The sequence below is a fragment of the Mucilaginibacter aureus genome (assembly GCF_053514885.1).
Genome location: NZ_CP170601.1, coordinates 1,081,972 through 1,096,709, shown reverse-complemented (window position 1 = coordinate 1,096,709; position 14,738 = coordinate 1,081,972). Strand labels below are relative to the sequence as shown.

The 14,738-nt window shown below is 44.0% G+C and carries 16 protein-coding genes; 5 read left to right on the top strand and 11 right to left on the bottom strand.

Annotated elements, in window-relative coordinates:
- Positions 1 to 95: 95 nt before the first annotated feature.
- The 4 genes from ACFGVR_RS04565 to pdhA all read right to left on the bottom strand — a co-directional run bounded on the left by ACFGVR_RS04565 (position 96) and on the right by pdhA (position 4,609).
- Entirely contained in the window at positions 96 to 1,286 is a 1,191-nt protein-coding gene (locus tag ACFGVR_RS04565; protein WP_448701446.1) for an alginate lyase family protein, read from the bottom strand.
- Positions 1,287 to 1,568: 282 nt separating this feature from the next.
- Complete coding sequence (locus ACFGVR_RS04560; RefSeq protein ID WP_448701444.1) at positions 1,569 to 1,751, bottom strand: hypothetical protein; 183 nt, start codon at positions 1,749 to 1,751, stop codon at positions 1,569 to 1,571.
- Positions 1,752 to 1,888: 137 nt separating this feature from the next.
- The gene (locus ACFGVR_RS04555) at positions 1,889 to 3,565 is read right to left on the bottom strand and encodes a 2-oxo acid dehydrogenase subunit E2 (RefSeq protein ID WP_448701443.1); all 1,677 of its coding nucleotides are present in this window, start codon (positions 3,563 to 3,565) and stop codon (positions 1,889 to 1,891) included.
- 48 nt (positions 3,566 to 3,613) lie between these two features.
- Positions 3,614 to 4,609: a pyruvate dehydrogenase (acetyl-transferring) E1 component subunit alpha gene (pdhA, locus tag ACFGVR_RS04550; protein ID WP_448701442.1), complete on the bottom strand. Its 996-nt coding sequence runs from the start codon at positions 4,607 to 4,609 to the stop codon at positions 3,614 to 3,616.
- A 662-nt stretch (positions 4,610 to 5,271) separates the two neighbouring features.
- On the opposite strand from pdhA, the gene ACFGVR_RS04545 reads away from it, so the two are divergent.
- Complete coding sequence (locus ACFGVR_RS04545) at positions 5,272 to 5,859, top strand: C40 family peptidase (protein ID WP_448701441.1); 588 nt, start codon at positions 5,272 to 5,274, stop codon at positions 5,857 to 5,859.
- 62 nt (positions 5,860 to 5,921) lie between these two features.
- Entirely contained in the window at positions 5,922 to 7,031 is a 1,110-nt protein-coding gene (locus ACFGVR_RS04540; RefSeq protein ID WP_448701440.1) for a CapA family protein, read from the top strand.
- 9 nt (positions 7,032 to 7,040) lie between these two features.
- Here ACFGVR_RS04540 and ACFGVR_RS04535 read toward each other — a convergent pair whose 3' ends face one another.
- Positions 7,041 to 7,229 carry a hypothetical protein gene (locus ACFGVR_RS04535; protein WP_448701439.1) on the bottom strand — a complete coding sequence of 63 codons (189 nt, stop codon included), beginning with the start codon at positions 7,227 to 7,229 and terminating at the stop codon, positions 7,041 to 7,043.
- 115 nt (positions 7,230 to 7,344) lie between these two features.
- Between ACFGVR_RS04535 and ACFGVR_RS04530 the strand changes: the two genes are divergently transcribed.
- The 3 genes from ACFGVR_RS04530 (at position 7,345) to ACFGVR_RS04520 (ending at position 9,600) form a co-directional block, all read left to right on the top strand.
- Positions 7,345 to 8,286: an SPFH domain-containing protein gene (locus ACFGVR_RS04530; protein ID WP_448701438.1), complete on the top strand. Its 942-nt coding sequence runs from the start codon at positions 7,345 to 7,347 to the stop codon at positions 8,284 to 8,286.
- Between the two features lie 83 nt (positions 8,287 to 8,369).
- Positions 8,370 to 8,912 (top strand): hypothetical protein, encoded by a 543-nt coding sequence (locus ACFGVR_RS04525; protein WP_448701437.1) that lies wholly within the window; start codon positions 8,370 to 8,372, stop codon positions 8,910 to 8,912.
- Between the two features lie 136 nt (positions 8,913 to 9,048).
- Positions 9,049 to 9,600 (top strand): DUF922 domain-containing protein, encoded by a 552-nt coding sequence (locus tag ACFGVR_RS04520; RefSeq protein ID WP_448701436.1) that lies wholly within the window; start codon positions 9,049 to 9,051, stop codon positions 9,598 to 9,600.
- A gap of 8 nt (positions 9,601 to 9,608) precedes the next feature.
- Here ACFGVR_RS04520 and ACFGVR_RS04515 read toward each other — a convergent pair whose 3' ends face one another.
- From ACFGVR_RS04515 to ACFGVR_RS04490, 6 genes are all read right to left on the bottom strand, one after another.
- Positions 9,609 to 10,181, bottom strand: coding sequence for a 5-formyltetrahydrofolate cyclo-ligase (locus tag ACFGVR_RS04515; protein ID WP_448701435.1), 573 nt, complete (start codon positions 10,179 to 10,181; stop codon positions 9,609 to 9,611).
- 73 nt (positions 10,182 to 10,254) lie between these two features.
- Positions 10,255 to 10,830 (bottom strand): REP-associated tyrosine transposase, encoded by a 576-nt coding sequence (locus ACFGVR_RS04510; protein ID WP_448701434.1) that lies wholly within the window; start codon positions 10,828 to 10,830, stop codon positions 10,255 to 10,257.
- 174 nt (positions 10,831 to 11,004) lie between these two features.
- Complete coding sequence (gene efp, locus ACFGVR_RS04505) at positions 11,005 to 11,568, bottom strand: elongation factor P (protein ID WP_448701433.1); 564 nt, start codon at positions 11,566 to 11,568, stop codon at positions 11,005 to 11,007.
- Between the two features lie 273 nt (positions 11,569 to 11,841).
- Positions 11,842 to 12,459 carry an ABC transporter ATP-binding protein gene (locus ACFGVR_RS04500; RefSeq protein ID WP_448701431.1) on the bottom strand — a complete coding sequence of 206 codons (618 nt, stop codon included), beginning with the start codon at positions 12,457 to 12,459 and terminating at the stop codon, positions 11,842 to 11,844.
- A gap of 82 nt (positions 12,460 to 12,541) precedes the next feature.
- A complete protein-coding gene (lpxA, locus tag ACFGVR_RS04495) occupies positions 12,542 to 13,324 on the bottom strand; it encodes an acyl-ACP--UDP-N-acetylglucosamine O-acyltransferase (RefSeq protein WP_448701430.1) in 783 nt (260 codons plus the stop codon).
- A complete protein-coding gene (locus tag ACFGVR_RS04490; protein WP_448701429.1) occupies positions 13,321 to 14,727 on the bottom strand; it encodes a bifunctional UDP-3-O-[3-hydroxymyristoyl] N-acetylglucosamine deacetylase/3-hydroxyacyl-ACP dehydratase in 1,407 nt (468 codons plus the stop codon). The genes lpxA and ACFGVR_RS04490 overlap by 4 nt, the downstream gene beginning before the upstream one ends.
- Between the last annotated feature and the right edge of the window lie 11 nt (positions 14,728 to 14,738).

Below are 14,738 nucleotides of genomic sequence, written 5' to 3'. Positions count from 1 at the left end.
ATTTTTGTTTTGGAGTGGGCTGTCATTCTGAGTTTGTCGAAGAACGACGCATAGGACCTGCCGTACATGGTTCGACAAGCTCACCATGACACCCACTAATTATACAACAGATCCGTCACCATAATCGATTCATTCTTCTTAAACGCCTCTGCCCGCTTGGTGTACTTGTCATCTTTGTATTTCTGCCCGGCCAGTAACAGCAGCAGGTACATCTCATCTTTATTATACGGGCCTATTTGCTGATGCTCTTTCGGTTTATCATCCAGAGTGTACGGAATAATGTAATCCAGCGCTTTATGAATACTGCGGCCATCGGGAGTGGTGTAGTTCCAGATATCAAGCCCCGCACGGTCGGCCAGTAAGGATACATTGTACCAGGCCGCTATATTAAATGTGCTGTAACCGTAAGCATTGGTGCGCGCCAGTTCCAGTGGTTCCTGGCCATCGGGCTCAATTTGTACAGGTATGCGTTTCAGGCTCGCAGTTACCAGTTCCTTGGCTAATGCTATATCACCAGTGAACAGGGCGTAATCGATAGTTTGCGTATCATAATGGATACCGTGGTTGTTTTTGGCATTACGCTCGTCGTTACCGTTTTTGCTGGTGCGCAGCCATACCAGGTATTGTTTATACCAATCTTTGATGTTATTCAGATCGGCTGCGGTAAACGATTTTGAACCGGCTAACAAACCCATCCAGTCGGCGATCCAGGCTAACGAGCGACTTTCGATGATGCCGATACCCCGGCCATCATTAACGCCCAAAACAGCCTGTGCATAGGTCAAACTCGGGTTCATTTTAGTATCCGGATCTAAAAACCAAACGGTCAATAACTCTTTCATTTTGGCGGCGTACATTTCATCACCGGTAAAATAATAAGCTAACGACAGGTATTTGCAGCGTTCATCAAGGTTGCCCAGGTACTCATGATCGCTGATGGTTTTAGTTTCCGGGTTATGCTGCCCGTCTTTACGGATGTAAGGCTTGCCATCAGGTTTGGTCGGGTCGGGCCAAAAGTACGGTGCCAGGCTCATATAATCGTGTTTTGATCCGCTTGGTGGCGTTTTGGCCTTTTCCATTACCGAGTGTGGCTTTTCGTTTAAAACTTTATTGGCTCTGTCAATCACTATGGCAACTTGTTTGGCAATGGTAGGATCGCCTTTTTTGTATTTCGCTTTTTGCTGGGCAATATGTTCGGGGTTCAGCAAAAAAACATTGGGCAGTTGGACGTAGGCTGCCTGTAAAAATGTAAAGGCGGTTAAAGTAAGTAAAAGGGTTTTCTTCATTGGGTTTTGTACTGATTGGGTGGTTAAATTAGCACATTCGACTCAATAAAACCCAAAAAGTAAAACAGCGTTGCTATTTTGTTACAACTGTTGTTTTAACACTTTCAGTTGATGGCGTTGGAAAGGGGGGGTATTTGTCGGTATTTTTTACAGTACGCAGGGGGGATATTGTAAGAAAATTTCGCAGCTTTTTTAAGAACACTCCCGGCACATTTTGCTGTGCTTCCTATAAATATAAGCATTTTTTATCGAATATAAAAACAGGTGAGCTTAGCCTGAAACTCAGGAAATATATGCCGTAAACACAGTTTTAGGTATCTGTGTTCCGTGAGTCGGGTTTACATATTTCCCCCCGCCGGCAGGCTGATAAGATTTTTCGTTGGCACCAGGGTTACTTTTTGAATGGATATCAGCCTGCGATATGATCTCCAATTGCGGACTTAACCATATTTTTTTCTCAGTCATTGTTACTTCTGGTAATCAGTAAATTATATTAAATGTAAACTTTTCTTTCGGTATATTTTAATGACACACAAATTCCGTAAATCAAAAAAATAGCCCTCCGGAAGCGGAAGGCTATTTGTATTTTGAAATCAATCGTGTTAAAACAACAACCTAACCGGCTCTTCTAACAAAGCTTTTAAGGTTTGTAAAAACGCGGCACCTGTTGCACCGTCAACGGTACGGTGGTCGCAGCTTAGGGTAACTTTCATGATATTGCCCGGTACCACAGCGCCATTTTTAACAACCGGTACTGCCTGTATCCCGGCAACGGCTAAGATACATGAGTTTGGTGTGTTAATGATGGCGGTAAACTCGTCAACGCCAAACATACCTAAGTTTGATATGGTAAAGGTTGAACCTTCCATTTCGGCAGGCTGCAGTTTTTTGCTTTTTGCCTTACCGGCGAAGTCTTTAACCTCGGCGCTGATGTGGCTCAATGATTTGCCATCGGCAAATTTGATAACCGGTACCAGTAAACCTTCGTCAACAGCTACGGCAACACCAATGTTAACGTGCTCGTTGTAACGGATCTTATCGCCTAACCATGATGAGTTGATATTTGGATGTTGTTTCAAAGCAACAGCTGTTGCCTTTAACACCATATCGTTAAAGCTAACTTTGGTTGGTGCGTAAGCGTTTATTTTGTTGCGAGCCTCTATCGCCTGGTCCATGTCAATGGTCATGGTTACGTAGAAGTGCGGCGCGGTAAATAAGCTTTCGGATAAACGGCGGCCAATAGCTTTGCGCATCTGGCTAACCGGTTTCTCGGTAAATTTCTCGGTACCTACAAACTCTGGTATAACTACTTTTGGAGCCTCTTTTGCAGGAGCCGCCGCACTTGCTGCCGGAGCAGATGTTGCGGCTTCGCTTGCTGCCGGTTTAGCAGCACCCGGGGTATAATTTTCAACGTCCTTTTTAACAATGCGGCCACCTTCGGCGCTGCCTTTTAGTTCGGTCAGGCTAATGCCTTTGTCTTTGGCAATTTTGCGTGCCAATGGCGATGCCTTGATGCGGCTTTCGTCGTCGGAAGTAGCTGCAGAAACAGCAGGTGCACTTTCGCTTGCAGCGGGAGCTTCGGCTTTAGGCGCTTCTGCACTCTTGCCACCGCTAACGCCGCCACCATCCTGCAATAGCGGGGTAATATCGGTGCCTTCTTTACCTATAATGGCAATAATGCCATTAACAGGGGCGGCTTTGCCTTCTTCAACACCTATGTATAATAAAGTACCTGCTTCATAACCCACAACTTCCATAGTCGCTTTATCAGTGGCCACGTCAGCTAACGAGTCGTCGCTCTTTACCTTATCGCCAACCTTAAAGTTCCATTTTTCAATAACACCCTCGGTCATGGTATCGCTCAGGGCCGGCATACGGATAACCGTTGCAGGTATTTTTGAGGTATCAACCTTTGCAGCAGGGGCAGCGGCCGGAGTGGCATCTTTTGCCGGAGCAGCCGGTTTTTCTTCGGCTTTTGGTGCTTCGGCAGCAGCAGGTGCAGCACCCGAAGCAGCTTCTAAAGCAGCTTTGTAATCTTCGCCTTCTTTACCTAATACAGCAATAACGCCGTCAACAGGTACCGCGGCGCCTTCGCTAACACCTAAGTATAATATGGTACCATCCTGGAAAGATTCAAAATCCATGGTAGCTTTATCGGTTTCTATCTCGGCAAGTAAATCGCCCGATTTTATTTTGTCGCCAACTTTTTTGTGCCACTTTGCCAAAACCCCTTCGGTCATGGTGTCGCTCATTTTCGGCATCTTAACTACTTCAGCCATATATTTATTTGATGAATAGTTTTATTAATATTTTATAGATAAACGGTATTAGTCTCTGATGTAAGGATAATCACTTTGTGAATACACGTCTGTGTATAACTCAGATGCTTCCGGCCATGGCGATTCTTCAGAGAATTTTACTGATTCGTCAACAATGCCTTTTACTTTTTCATCAATTTCTTCGATCCATTTTTCATCGGCATAACCCTCTTTCAAAATGGTGGCTTTAACAGTTTCGATAGGGTCTTTTGCTTTGTAGCTTTCAACCTCATCTTTAGTGCGGTATTTTTGCGGATCACTCATCGAGTGGCCTTTGTAACGGTAAGTACGTATTTCAAGAAAGGTTGGTCCATCGCCTTTACGGGCGCGTTGTACAGCTTCGTCCATGGCGTTGTGTACGGCAACCGGGTCCATACCGTCAACCGGCGATGAAGGGATATCGTAAGGTAAGCCTAATTTGTAAATATCGGTTTGTGCAGTGGTGCGCGCTACCGATGTACCCATGGCGTAACCATTGTTTTCGCAAACAAAAATTACAGGCAGCTTCCATAAGGCAGCCATGTTAAAGGTTTCGGTTAAAGCACCCTGGCGTACCGCGCCATCGCCCATGTAAGCAACGTTAACAAAGTCGGTACCTTTAAATTTTTCGGCGAAAGCGACGCCTGCACCAAGCGGTACCTGGCCGCCCACAATGCCGTGGCCACCGTAAAAATGATTTTCTTTATCAAACATGTGCATGGAACCACCTTTGCCTTTTGAGCAACCGGTTGCTTTACCATACAGTTCGGCCATAACAGCGTTGGGATGGGTACCCATTGCCAGGGCGTGTGCGTGATCACGATAAGCGGTGATCATACTGTCTCCCTTTTTCAAAACCGACATCGCGCCGGCTAAAACTGCTTCCTGACCGATATATAAATGGCAAAAACCACGTATTTTTTGCTGACCATATAACTGACCTGCCTTTTCTTCAAACTTTCGCATTAAAAGCATTGACTCGTACCAATGCAAGTAAGTTTCTTTGGTAATAGCGACTGAACTCATGTGTTAATAAAGTGTCTTTTTATTTATTAAAGCGCAAATCTAATTATATCCGCGTAAAAAGCGAAAACACCACAAGAATGTTTCAGTTTAATTATAGCGCGCAATAAGCCTATGGCACTGATAATTAAATAGGTTTTATGGTATCCGGGTAAATTGGCCTAATAAAATTTTATTATTTGCTGATTTTGCGGAACAAAACCATGTATTTATCCTAATCGTTTGCAGGCATAATTTTTTAAATATTTTATCTGGGTGTGACCGGGCCCGCTCACATCAAAAATGAGGATGTATTTCAGCCTTCCATGAGGACCGATCGGGTATACTTTTATTCTACTTTGGTGTAAATTTTTTTCTCGAAAATTATTTTATTTTACTTTTTTGATGTGTTGACGTGTATAGAAAATGCTCCATTTGTACCTATTTTAGTACGGTGCTGGAGGGTTTTTGCGACACTTGTTAAGAAATTTTTTAAGCTGAAAATAAGCGAGTTAGCAAATATTGTTTGGGGTTTTTCCACATTTTATTTGGAGTGCTGATTAATAGTTTTATCTTCGAAACTTGATAATTGTAGGAATTATTAAGAGAATAGCAGTTTGATGGCCCTTTGGTTGTCAATTTAATAAACAATTTGTTGCAACCCTAATACAACAAACACGCATTAAATGAAGAAAATTACTATTGCCCTTGCATTGCTTTTAAGCATAACAACAGTAGCGGTTCAGGCCCAAACAAAATCTGTACCAAATCCAGAAACTAAGGTTGCTGATGATCAGGATAAAAGTCTAATAAAAGATTACTTTTCACAAATTATGGGTGTAGCCTTGTCTACTACCTCAAATGTTAAGTTATTTCAATTTGTTTACGATTGGATAGGCACCCCTTACCGTTTTGGTGGTACATCGCGTAATGGCATTGATTGCTCGGCCTTTACCAAAGAATTGTACAGCAAAGTATTTAACTTAACCATACAACGTAACTCACGCGATATCTTCAGCATGGTTAGCCCGATCAAAAAGGACGACCTGAAGGAAGGCGACCTGGTGTTCTTTAAAATACACAGCCGCAACATTTCGCACGTTGGTATTTATTTAGGCAACAGTAAATTTGCACATGCTTCGTCAGAAGGTGTAAAAATTTCGAGCCTGGATGACGATTACTATAGCCATTACTTTTTCCGTGGTGGCCGTTTGCTTGAGTCGTTTAAAGACGAGGTAGCCAAAGAAGACGCCGCGAAGAACGAAAAGAAATAATATCTTTGAAAAAATATAGATCAGATCCCTTCAATTTTTTTTGAAGGGATTTTTTTTGTCCGATGAAAAAATTTCTTTTGGCCTGTGCCGCATTTTTGATGCTAACCATTACTGCCTGTAACGATGCCTCACCGCAAACAAAACAGGTAACTAAAGCGCCGGTATGTAAACCGGTAGCCAGGCCCGTAGCTAAGCCGCACGATACCATCTCTATTGCCGCTGTTGGCGATATTATGCTGGGCACATCGTACCCAAGCCAATACACTTTACCTCCCGATAGCGCTAAAAACAGTTTTAAAACAGTACTGAACGAACTGCGCAATGCCGACCTCACCTTTGGAAATTTGGAAGGCACACTGCTTGATAAAGGTACCCCTGCGCGGTATAAAAAAAACCTGGCGGTAGCATACTTTTTCAAGATGCCTACAACTTATGTTGGTGTATTGAAAGATGCCGGTTTTGATGTAGTTAGTTTAGCCAACAACCACAGCGGCGATTTTGGCGAAGAAGGGCGCGAGAGCACCACCAAAACTTTAGATAGCGCCGGGATAAATTATGGCGGGTTGCTAAGTCACCCAACCACTGTTTTTAAACTGAAGGGTATTACCTACGGTTTTTGTGCCTTTGCGCCCAATGCCAATACGCTGCCGATACTCGATCTTAAAAATGAGGCCCAGATCATCAGCGACCTGAAAAAGCAGGCCGATATCGTGATCGTGTCCTTTCATGGCGGTGCCGAAGGTGCGGCTTATGAGCATGTGCCGCTGAAAGGCGAATCGTTTATGGGGCAAAAACGTGGCGATGTACGAGCCTTTGCGCATACGGCGATAGATGCCGGCGCCGATGTAGTGCTTGGCAACGGACCGCATGTTAACCGGGGTATGGAAAGATACAAAAATCGGCTGATAGCTTACAGCCTGGGTAATTTTTGCACGTATAAAAGTGTGAGTGTGGATGGCGTTTGCGGTCTGTCGTCGTTGTTAAAAGTTAACCTCAATAAAAAGGGCGAGTTTTTAAACGGGCAGATCATCGCGCTTAAGCAAACACATTTAAACGGCCTGCAGCGCGACAGTTTAAACAAGGTTGTTGCACGAATGCAGGCATTGACCAAAGCCGACTTTACTGAGCCGGGTTTGGCCATTGCCGATGATGGGAAAATAACTGGTCAGTAATTGATGGTATTACTCCGCCTCGTCCTTGGTTGTTCTAACCAGGCTGATACCCGAGAAAAAGAATAACACACCTATAATAGCAAACACAGTAATGGCCGTATATTGCGAACTGTGCTGTATCACGCTAACTCCTGCATAAATTAGTCCGGCAATGCCTAATAAAGTAAGTAAGGCTCCAAATATTCGTTTTAAGTTCATGGTTAAATGTTTTTTACTGATTACCAACCGGTAAGCATTATTCTTTAAACAAAAAACGAACCAAACAAAATATGCGAATCATTTTATACATTCGTATAAATAAACCTCAATCACCATGATAGCTTTAGGAATCGTTGTATTCATTCTATTGATCCTCCTTTCAAGTTCGTTTGTTACCGTTAGCCAGGGTACCATTGCGGTAGTTACCATTTTTGGAAAGTATAACCGGATATTAACCCCCGGACTAAACTTTAAGATACCGCTTGTTGAGCAGATATACGCACGTATATCCATCCAAAACCGCTCTGTTGAGCTCGAGTTTCAGGCCGTAACCGTGGATCAGGCCAACGTATACTTCAAGGCCATGTTGTTGTATTCGGTATTGAACCAGGATGAGGAAAATATCAAGAACGTAGCCTTTAAATTTATTGACGAGCGTAACCTGATGCAGGCGCTCATCCGTACCGTTGAAGGGTCTATCCGCGCCTTTGTAGCCACCAAACGCCAGGCCGATGTACTGATCTTACGGCGGGACATAGTTGAACACGTTAAAGGACAGATTGACCAGATTTTAGAAAGCTGGGGCTATCACCTGCAAGACCTGCAATTGAACGATATTACCTTTGATGAGGTGATCCTCAAATCGATGAGCCAGGTAGTGGCATCCAACAACCTGAAGGCCGCCGCCGAGAATGAAGGCCAGGCCCTGCTCATCACCAAAACAAAAGCTGCCGAAGCCGAGGGTAACGCCATTAAAATTGCCGCCGAGGCCGAGCGCCAGGCCGCACAGTTACGTGGCCAGGGTATAGCCTTGTTTCGCGAGGAAGTAGCTAAGGGTATGAGCGTTGCAGCGAAAGAGATGCAGGAAGCCGATATGGATACCTCGGTAATTTTATTTACCATGTGGACCGAAGCGATCAAGCATTTCTCAGAAAACTCTAAAGGTAATGTGATCTTTTTGGATGGCTCAGCAGATTCGATGCAACACACCATGAAAGAGATGATGAGCCTCAATATGCTAAGCCAGCAAAAGGAGCAAGGCAAGCCGAGTAAATAATCAAAAGTTGTAGTTAAAAACATACAATTTTTGCTATTGGCATTAAAGTTGATTTATGGTTGTATATTATTCAAGATACGACCATGAAAAAAGTAACGCTAACCATGCTATCGGCATTTTTAATGCTGGCAGCTGTAAATACAACAAAGGCACAGGTTTCATTATCCGTGCATATCGGTACACCGCCTGTTTGGGCACCTGCAGCTTATGCAAATAACACCCGGTACTATTACATCCCCGAGATAGATAGTTATTACGATGCCCAGCGCGGCGGTTATTATTATAACGATGGGCCAGACTGGGTGTTCTCGGCTTCGTTACCTGGCTTTTATGCGGGGTATAATATAGCCAGTTTGCACCATGTACCGGTGCGTTATTATGGCGATAGGCCCTATACTTATTTTGCTTCGCGCAGAACAGTATATGTACAACGTTATCACCCGGTAGTATACCGCCATGTAGAGTATCGCAACGTAGAAACCCGCCATTATAATAATGATAACAGGGGGCATTGGGATAACGGCAGACACGGTGGCCGCGGACCCGAGTGGCACGGCGACAACGGGCACGGTGATCACGGACATGACGATCACGGACATGGCGATCATGGCCACGGTCATCACTAACAACAAAGAAGTACTATTGATTATAGCGCTCCGGAAAAACCGGGGCGCTATTTTTTTGCTTAAATTTTTTACCTCATACAATAAACTATTGATTTATCGTTTAGTCAATACTAATGATTAAACCACAATAAATAAGATGAGAGGTAAGCAATGGGTTATTTTATGTTTATTCTTTTTAGTTCCCTTTTTAGCTTCGGCACAATATTATCATCGGCTTGCCGCCAGCGATTTTCAGGGCTCACCCACAGCGGGCGATCAGGCTCTTGCTTACACCAATTGTGATGTACAGTACACTTACCAGGCGGTAAAACACAACAATGTTTATAATGTAGATTTTAATGTAGAGCTTGTATTTAACCGGGATAAGTCGTTCATCAGGTTAAACTGGGTAAAAGACCAGGATATGCTGTTACAGGTTTTGAGGCATGAACAAGGGCATTATAATATAGCTTATCTGTTACGGGCAGAGTTGTATAAGGCATTTAAGCGTGCACATTATACCGATAATTATCAGCAGGAAATTGCCGCTATATTTAAGCAGGTTAATACAAAGTATCAAAAGATAAACGCTGATTACGAACGCCAGACCCTACACATGCAAAACGATGCAAAGCAGGACGAATGGAATGCCTGGTTTTCGAGAGCTATAGATAATACCCCTGTAAGGGGCGCATTGGCCGGAAGATGATCTCCGATTTAAAATTTAAAGATCTGCATAGGCGTGATAGCCTGATGTAGTGGAATATCGTACTGGTCAATATCTTCTATCACATCAACCGGGTCAAAAAACGACAGACCAATAAATTGAGTTTCAGGTTTGCACTGTGCCATAAACCTGTCGTAAAAACCTTTGCCGTAGCCTACACGGTAACCACGCTCGTCAAAAGCTAACAGCGGAACGATAACCATATCGATTTCCGAGTTATCAATAGAATTCCCTTTAACCGGCTCGGGTATGCCGTAATCGTTGCTATCTATTTCAAGTTCGGCATCATCTGCAAAATGCGTCATGCTGCTTGCCGCGAAATTGATTTTAGGAAAAGCTAATCTGATTGCAGGATGATCTTTCTTTAACCAGTCGATCAATAGGAAAGTATCTGGTTCGCGCCTTTCCAACATCGGCAAAAACATACTGATACATTGAACATGATCGAAACTAATTTGTTGAAAACCGGCCAGCAATCCATTGTTCGCCGCGGCATATTCTGCTGGCGACAGGTCCATTCGCATGGCGAGGTAGATTTTGCGGAGTTGTTGTTTGGTTGGCATGATTGGTTTAATAAATATATAACAAAATCCGTTTATCTGGCGCAAGTATGTAGGGCTGGCATGTGGGCAAAGGCTACTTGTGCCTTACTACATTTACTATCGGTTCGATTAAGGTTACCTCAAACAATGCAGGCAGATCATAATAATTGGGGGCACTGCTATATAGGTAATATTCAGGTTTTTCTACAAAACCAGCCTCTACGGGGTTTTTATGAATATAATCTAATTTTTGGTGTAGTATATGGTGCGTGGGCAATTCAATAGGATGGTTATCTTGTTGCCATAGTTGAAAACTCATATTATTGCTATTGGCTTGCCCGGCTTGTTTCATTAGATCTAACATCCATTCGCGCCTGCTTTCCTGTAAATTATTTTGAATTGCAGCCCTTAATTGTTGGGAGGTATGTCGCTTCATGTCGCGTATAATATCTTCCAATTTATTATTGTTTGTACCAACGATCATATGGATATGATTGGTCATGATGCAATAAGCATAAATTTCTAATCCTTTATTGGCACGACAATGATGCCAGCTATTCAGCATGATTTGTTTGTACTCGTTGCGAGTAAAGAGGTCTATCCAGTAAACAACCGAAAAGCTAATGAAGTAAAGTTTATCCTGATCGTGAAACTTGTACTTGGTACTCATATTTAATAAAGATAATTCATGATTATATAAGTGGCAAATAGCTGGCAAATTAATCCTACCGTATAAGGCACAAGTAGCCATCGCATCACCCCACCCGACATACTTGCGCCAGGATTTAGGGTACAAAAAAAGCCCCCCGAAACCGGAGAGCTTTCAATAAGATATTCAATGTCCTTATTTCTTCACACGCTCAACATAGGCACCGCTTGCGGTATCAATCTTAACCACATCGCCTAAGTTAATAAACAGAGGTACGTTTATTTCGGCACCGGTTTCAACGGTAGCTTTTTTCATGGCGCCGCTTGAGGTATCGCCTTTAACAGCCGGTTCGGTATAAGTAACTTCCAGATCGGCCGAGTTTGGCATCTGGCCCATAATAGGCTCTTCGCTTTCAAAAGCTACGATCACGTTTGTGCCTTCTTTTAAAAACTTTACTGCAGCGCCAAATAATGATTTCGGCACACTAAACTGGTCGTAAGTGTTATTATCCATTACCACCAGGTTTTCGCCCTCGTCGTACAGATATTGGTAATTGTTGGTTTCAACACGGGCAATCTCAACATCCTCGTCGGTACGGAAACGGTATTCAACCAGTTTGCCACTGCGAATATTGCGCATACGGGCCTGATAAAAAGCACGCAGGTTACCCGGTGTGCGGTGAATAATTTCTTCTACCTGTATCAGTTCGCCGTTGAAGCGAAGTATACTGCCATTTTTTATTTCTGACGCTTTAGACATAAACTATTTTACTGAAAAATTTTGAACCGCAAACTTAGCCACTTGGATTGAAAGTTACAAGCTGGATATAAACGATTGTTCAATAGGAGATAAGGCGGGGTTTAATTATTCTAATTGATATTGGCTGTATTATTCTGGACCAGTTATTAAATTATTGGGGAGTTGCCTCCGGCCGCGCTTTACGCCATACTGCACAGGCTTTAGCCACAGGGCCGGTATCCGCTGCATTCGCTAACGCACCTTTCTGTCGGTGTTCCACTAACCATTCACCACTCACTTATAATCGGTAATGTTGATCATTTCGCTGCAAAAACCGTATTCGTTGGGCTGGTTGGAGCAGATAATGGTGAGGCGGTTTTTAGCGAAGCGTTCAACCAAACTTAAATACCAGTCCACACCCTGTGCATCAAGGTTCGATGTGGGCTCGTCCAGCATCAGCATCGGGGTATCGGCACAAAAAGCCAATGCCAGCTTGGTACGCTGCTTCATACCCGACGAAAAGTATTTGATCATTTTAGCTTTACTGGCCTGCATGTTCAGCAAGTCGATCACGGCATTGGTATCCAATCCATCGCGGAAGGTTTTAAATTGGAAATGAAAATCGATCATTTCTACAAGCGTAAAATCTTCGATCAGCTCCATGTAGGGCGCGGCAAGGCTTAAGTGCTGGTAAACAGATTCAACCTCTACCGGCTGCCCGTTCAGTTGATAGCTCAGTTTGCCGGTTGATGGGGTAAGGCTCCCATTTAAAACCTGCAGCAAAGTTGATTTGCCCGACCCGTTAGGCCCCAGTATAGCGTAAGCAGTATTATTTTGAAAGGTGTAGTTTACATCCCTGAATATCCATTCGCGGTTAAAACGGCGGCCAATGTTTTCGAGGGATATCTGCATATTTAGTTATTAGGTTATTGAGTTATTAAGTTATTGGAGAAAAGTAGCCTAATAACCAATAACTTAATAACCAGTAACTACACTACGGATTACCGAACCCCTTCATAATGCCCCGGTTTGAATTACGGATAAAATCCAGTATCTCATCGCGGATCTCGGTGGGCTGGCGTTCGGCTTCAATAATATCGAGGGCGTTACTAAAGTTATGTTTTTTAACAAAGATGGTACGGTAAATATCCTGTATCTCGTTGATCTGTTCAGACGAATATCCGCGGCGGCGCAAACCAACCGAGTTGATACCTACGTATGATAGCGGTTCGCGGGCAGCCTTTACATACGGCGGCACATCCTTGCGCACCAGCGAACCACCGGTTACAAACGCATGCGAGCCTACCTGTACAAACTGGTGTATGGCCACCATACCTGCCAGCACCACATAATCGCCAATAGTAACGTGGCCGGCCAAAGTAGTGTTATTGCTAAAGATACAGTTGTTACCTACCACGCAATCGTGCGCTACGTGGCAATAGGCCATAATTAAGCAGTTGTTGCCTATAACGGTTTTCCAACGGTCCTTGGTCCCCCGGTTGATGGTTACGCATTCGCGGATGGTGGTGTTATCGCCAATTTCAACGGTGGTGTCTTCACCCGCAAATTTCAGGTCCTGCGGTATGCCCGAGATAACGGCTCCCGGAAATATGCGGCAGTTTTTGCCTATGCGTGCACCATTCATGATACAAACGTTGGGGCCTATCCATGTACCCTGCCCTATAACAACATCCTTATCAATGGTTACAAATGGTTCAATAACCACGTTATCGGCTATTTTGGCCTGTGGATGTATGTATGCTAACGGTTGGATCATGCTTCTAAACCTTTTACTTTTACAATTTGCGCCATTAATTCGGCTTCAACAACAATACGCTCGCCTACCATACCCACACCACGCATTTTAGCTATGCCACGGCGGATCGGTTCGAGCAAGTTACAATAAAATATCAACGTATCGCCCGGCACTACTTTGCTTTTAAAGCGGGCGTTTTCAATTTTCAAAAACAGGGTAAGGTAATTTTCCGGATCGGGTACGGTATTCAATACCAGTATACCGCCGGTTTGTACCATGGCCTCTATTTGCAGCACACCCGGAAATATCGGCGAGCCGGGGAAGTGCCCCATAAACAGATCTTCGTTCATGGTAACGTTCTTCAAACCAACTACGTGCGTTTTTGATAGCTCCAATATCTTATCAACCATTAAAAACGGCCAGCGGTGTGGCAGCATGTTCATAATTTGTACGGTATCATAAACGGGTTTAGCGTTCGGATCGTACACTTTAAAATGCTTGCGGCTGCGCTCTTTTTTAATAATGGCTTTGATCTTTTTAGCGAAGGCAACGTTAGCCGCGTGGCCCGGCCTTGCTGCCATGATATGGCCCTTGATAGGTACGCCAACCAAAGCCAGGTCGCCAATCATATCTAACAGCTTATGGCGGGCAGGTTCGTTTTGGTGACGTAATTCGATATTATTTAAAATGCCTTGTGGGGCAACATCAATATCTTTACGGTTAAACAGTTTGGCCAGGTGGTCAAGCTCGCCTTTGTTAACGTGCTTATCAACTACTACAATGGCATTGTTTAGATCGCCGCCTTTAATCAGGTCGTGCTTTAGCAGCATTTCCAGTTCGTGCAAAAAGCAAAAGGTACGGCTTGAGGCTATCTCTTTTTTAAACTCGGATATGGTTGAGATACTGGCATGCTGGCTGCCCAGCACCGGCGAATTATAATCAACCATGCAGGTAAAACGGTAATCATCCAAAGGCATGGCCACCATTTCAACCTTACGGTCGGGCTCCGAGTAATGGATGTTATCGGTAATGTGGTAATATTCGCGGTCGGCATCCTGCTCCATAAAACCGGCTTCCAGTATGGCATCAACAAACTGTATCGAGCTGCCATCCATTATCGGGGTTTCGGGTCCGTCAAGGTCAATCAGCACGTTATCTATTTCCAGTCCCACCAAAGCCGCCAGTACGTGCTCTATAGTGCTTACGCTGGCCCCGTTTTGTGAAATTGTGGTACCGCGCGAAGTATCGGTTACATTGTCAACATCCGCATCAATAATGGGTTGCCCCGGCAGGTCTACCCGCCTGAATTTGTAACCGTGGTTTTCGGGCGCAGGCCTGAAAGTCATGGTTACGCTTTCGCCTGTATGTAATCCCGTGCCCGAAACCGTAACTTCGGACATCATCGTTCTCTGCTTTGCGTTCATATAATGCGCTT

Coding starts and splice junctions, on each gene's coding strand:
- ACFGVR_RS04565 (WP_448701446.1), bottom strand. CDS start 1,286: ATGAAGAAAACCCTTTTACTTACTTTAACCGCCTTTACATTTTTACAG.
- ACFGVR_RS04560 (WP_448701444.1), bottom strand. CDS start 1,751: ATGACTGAGAAAAAAATATGGTTAAGTCCGCAATTGGAGATCATATCG.
- ACFGVR_RS04555 (WP_448701443.1), bottom strand. CDS start 3,565: ATGGCTGAAGTAGTTAAGATGCCGAAAATGAGCGACACCATGACCGAA.
- pdhA (WP_448701442.1), bottom strand. CDS start 4,609: ATGAGTTCAGTCGCTATTACCAAAGAAACTTACTTGCATTGGTACGAG.
- ACFGVR_RS04545 (WP_448701441.1), top strand. CDS start 5,272: ATGAAGAAAATTACTATTGCCCTTGCATTGCTTTTAAGCATAACAACA.
- ACFGVR_RS04540 (WP_448701440.1), top strand. CDS start 5,922: ATGAAAAAATTTCTTTTGGCCTGTGCCGCATTTTTGATGCTAACCATT.
- ACFGVR_RS04535 (WP_448701439.1), bottom strand. CDS start 7,229: ATGAACTTAAAACGAATATTTGGAGCCTTACTTACTTTATTAGGCATT.
- ACFGVR_RS04530 (WP_448701438.1), top strand. CDS start 7,345: ATGATAGCTTTAGGAATCGTTGTATTCATTCTATTGATCCTCCTTTCA.
- ACFGVR_RS04525 (WP_448701437.1), top strand. CDS start 8,370: ATGAAAAAAGTAACGCTAACCATGCTATCGGCATTTTTAATGCTGGCA.
- ACFGVR_RS04520 (WP_448701436.1), top strand. CDS start 9,049: ATGAGAGGTAAGCAATGGGTTATTTTATGTTTATTCTTTTTAGTTCCC.
- ACFGVR_RS04515 (WP_448701435.1), bottom strand. CDS start 10,181: ATGCCAACCAAACAACAACTCCGCAAAATCTACCTCGCCATGCGAATG.
- ACFGVR_RS04510 (WP_448701434.1), bottom strand. CDS start 10,830: ATGAGTACCAAGTACAAGTTTCACGATCAGGATAAACTTTACTTCATT.
- efp (WP_448701433.1), bottom strand. CDS start 11,568: ATGTCTAAAGCGTCAGAAATAAAAAATGGCAGTATACTTCGCTTCAAC.
- ACFGVR_RS04500 (WP_448701431.1), bottom strand. CDS start 12,459: ATGCAGATATCCCTCGAAAACATTGGCCGCCGTTTTAACCGCGAATGG.
- lpxA (WP_448701430.1), bottom strand. CDS start 13,324: ATGATCCAACCGTTAGCATACATACATCCACAGGCCAAAATAGCCGAT.
- ACFGVR_RS04490 (WP_448701429.1), bottom strand. CDS start 14,727: ATGAACGCAAAGCAGAGAACGATGATGTCCGAAGTTACGGTTTCGGGC.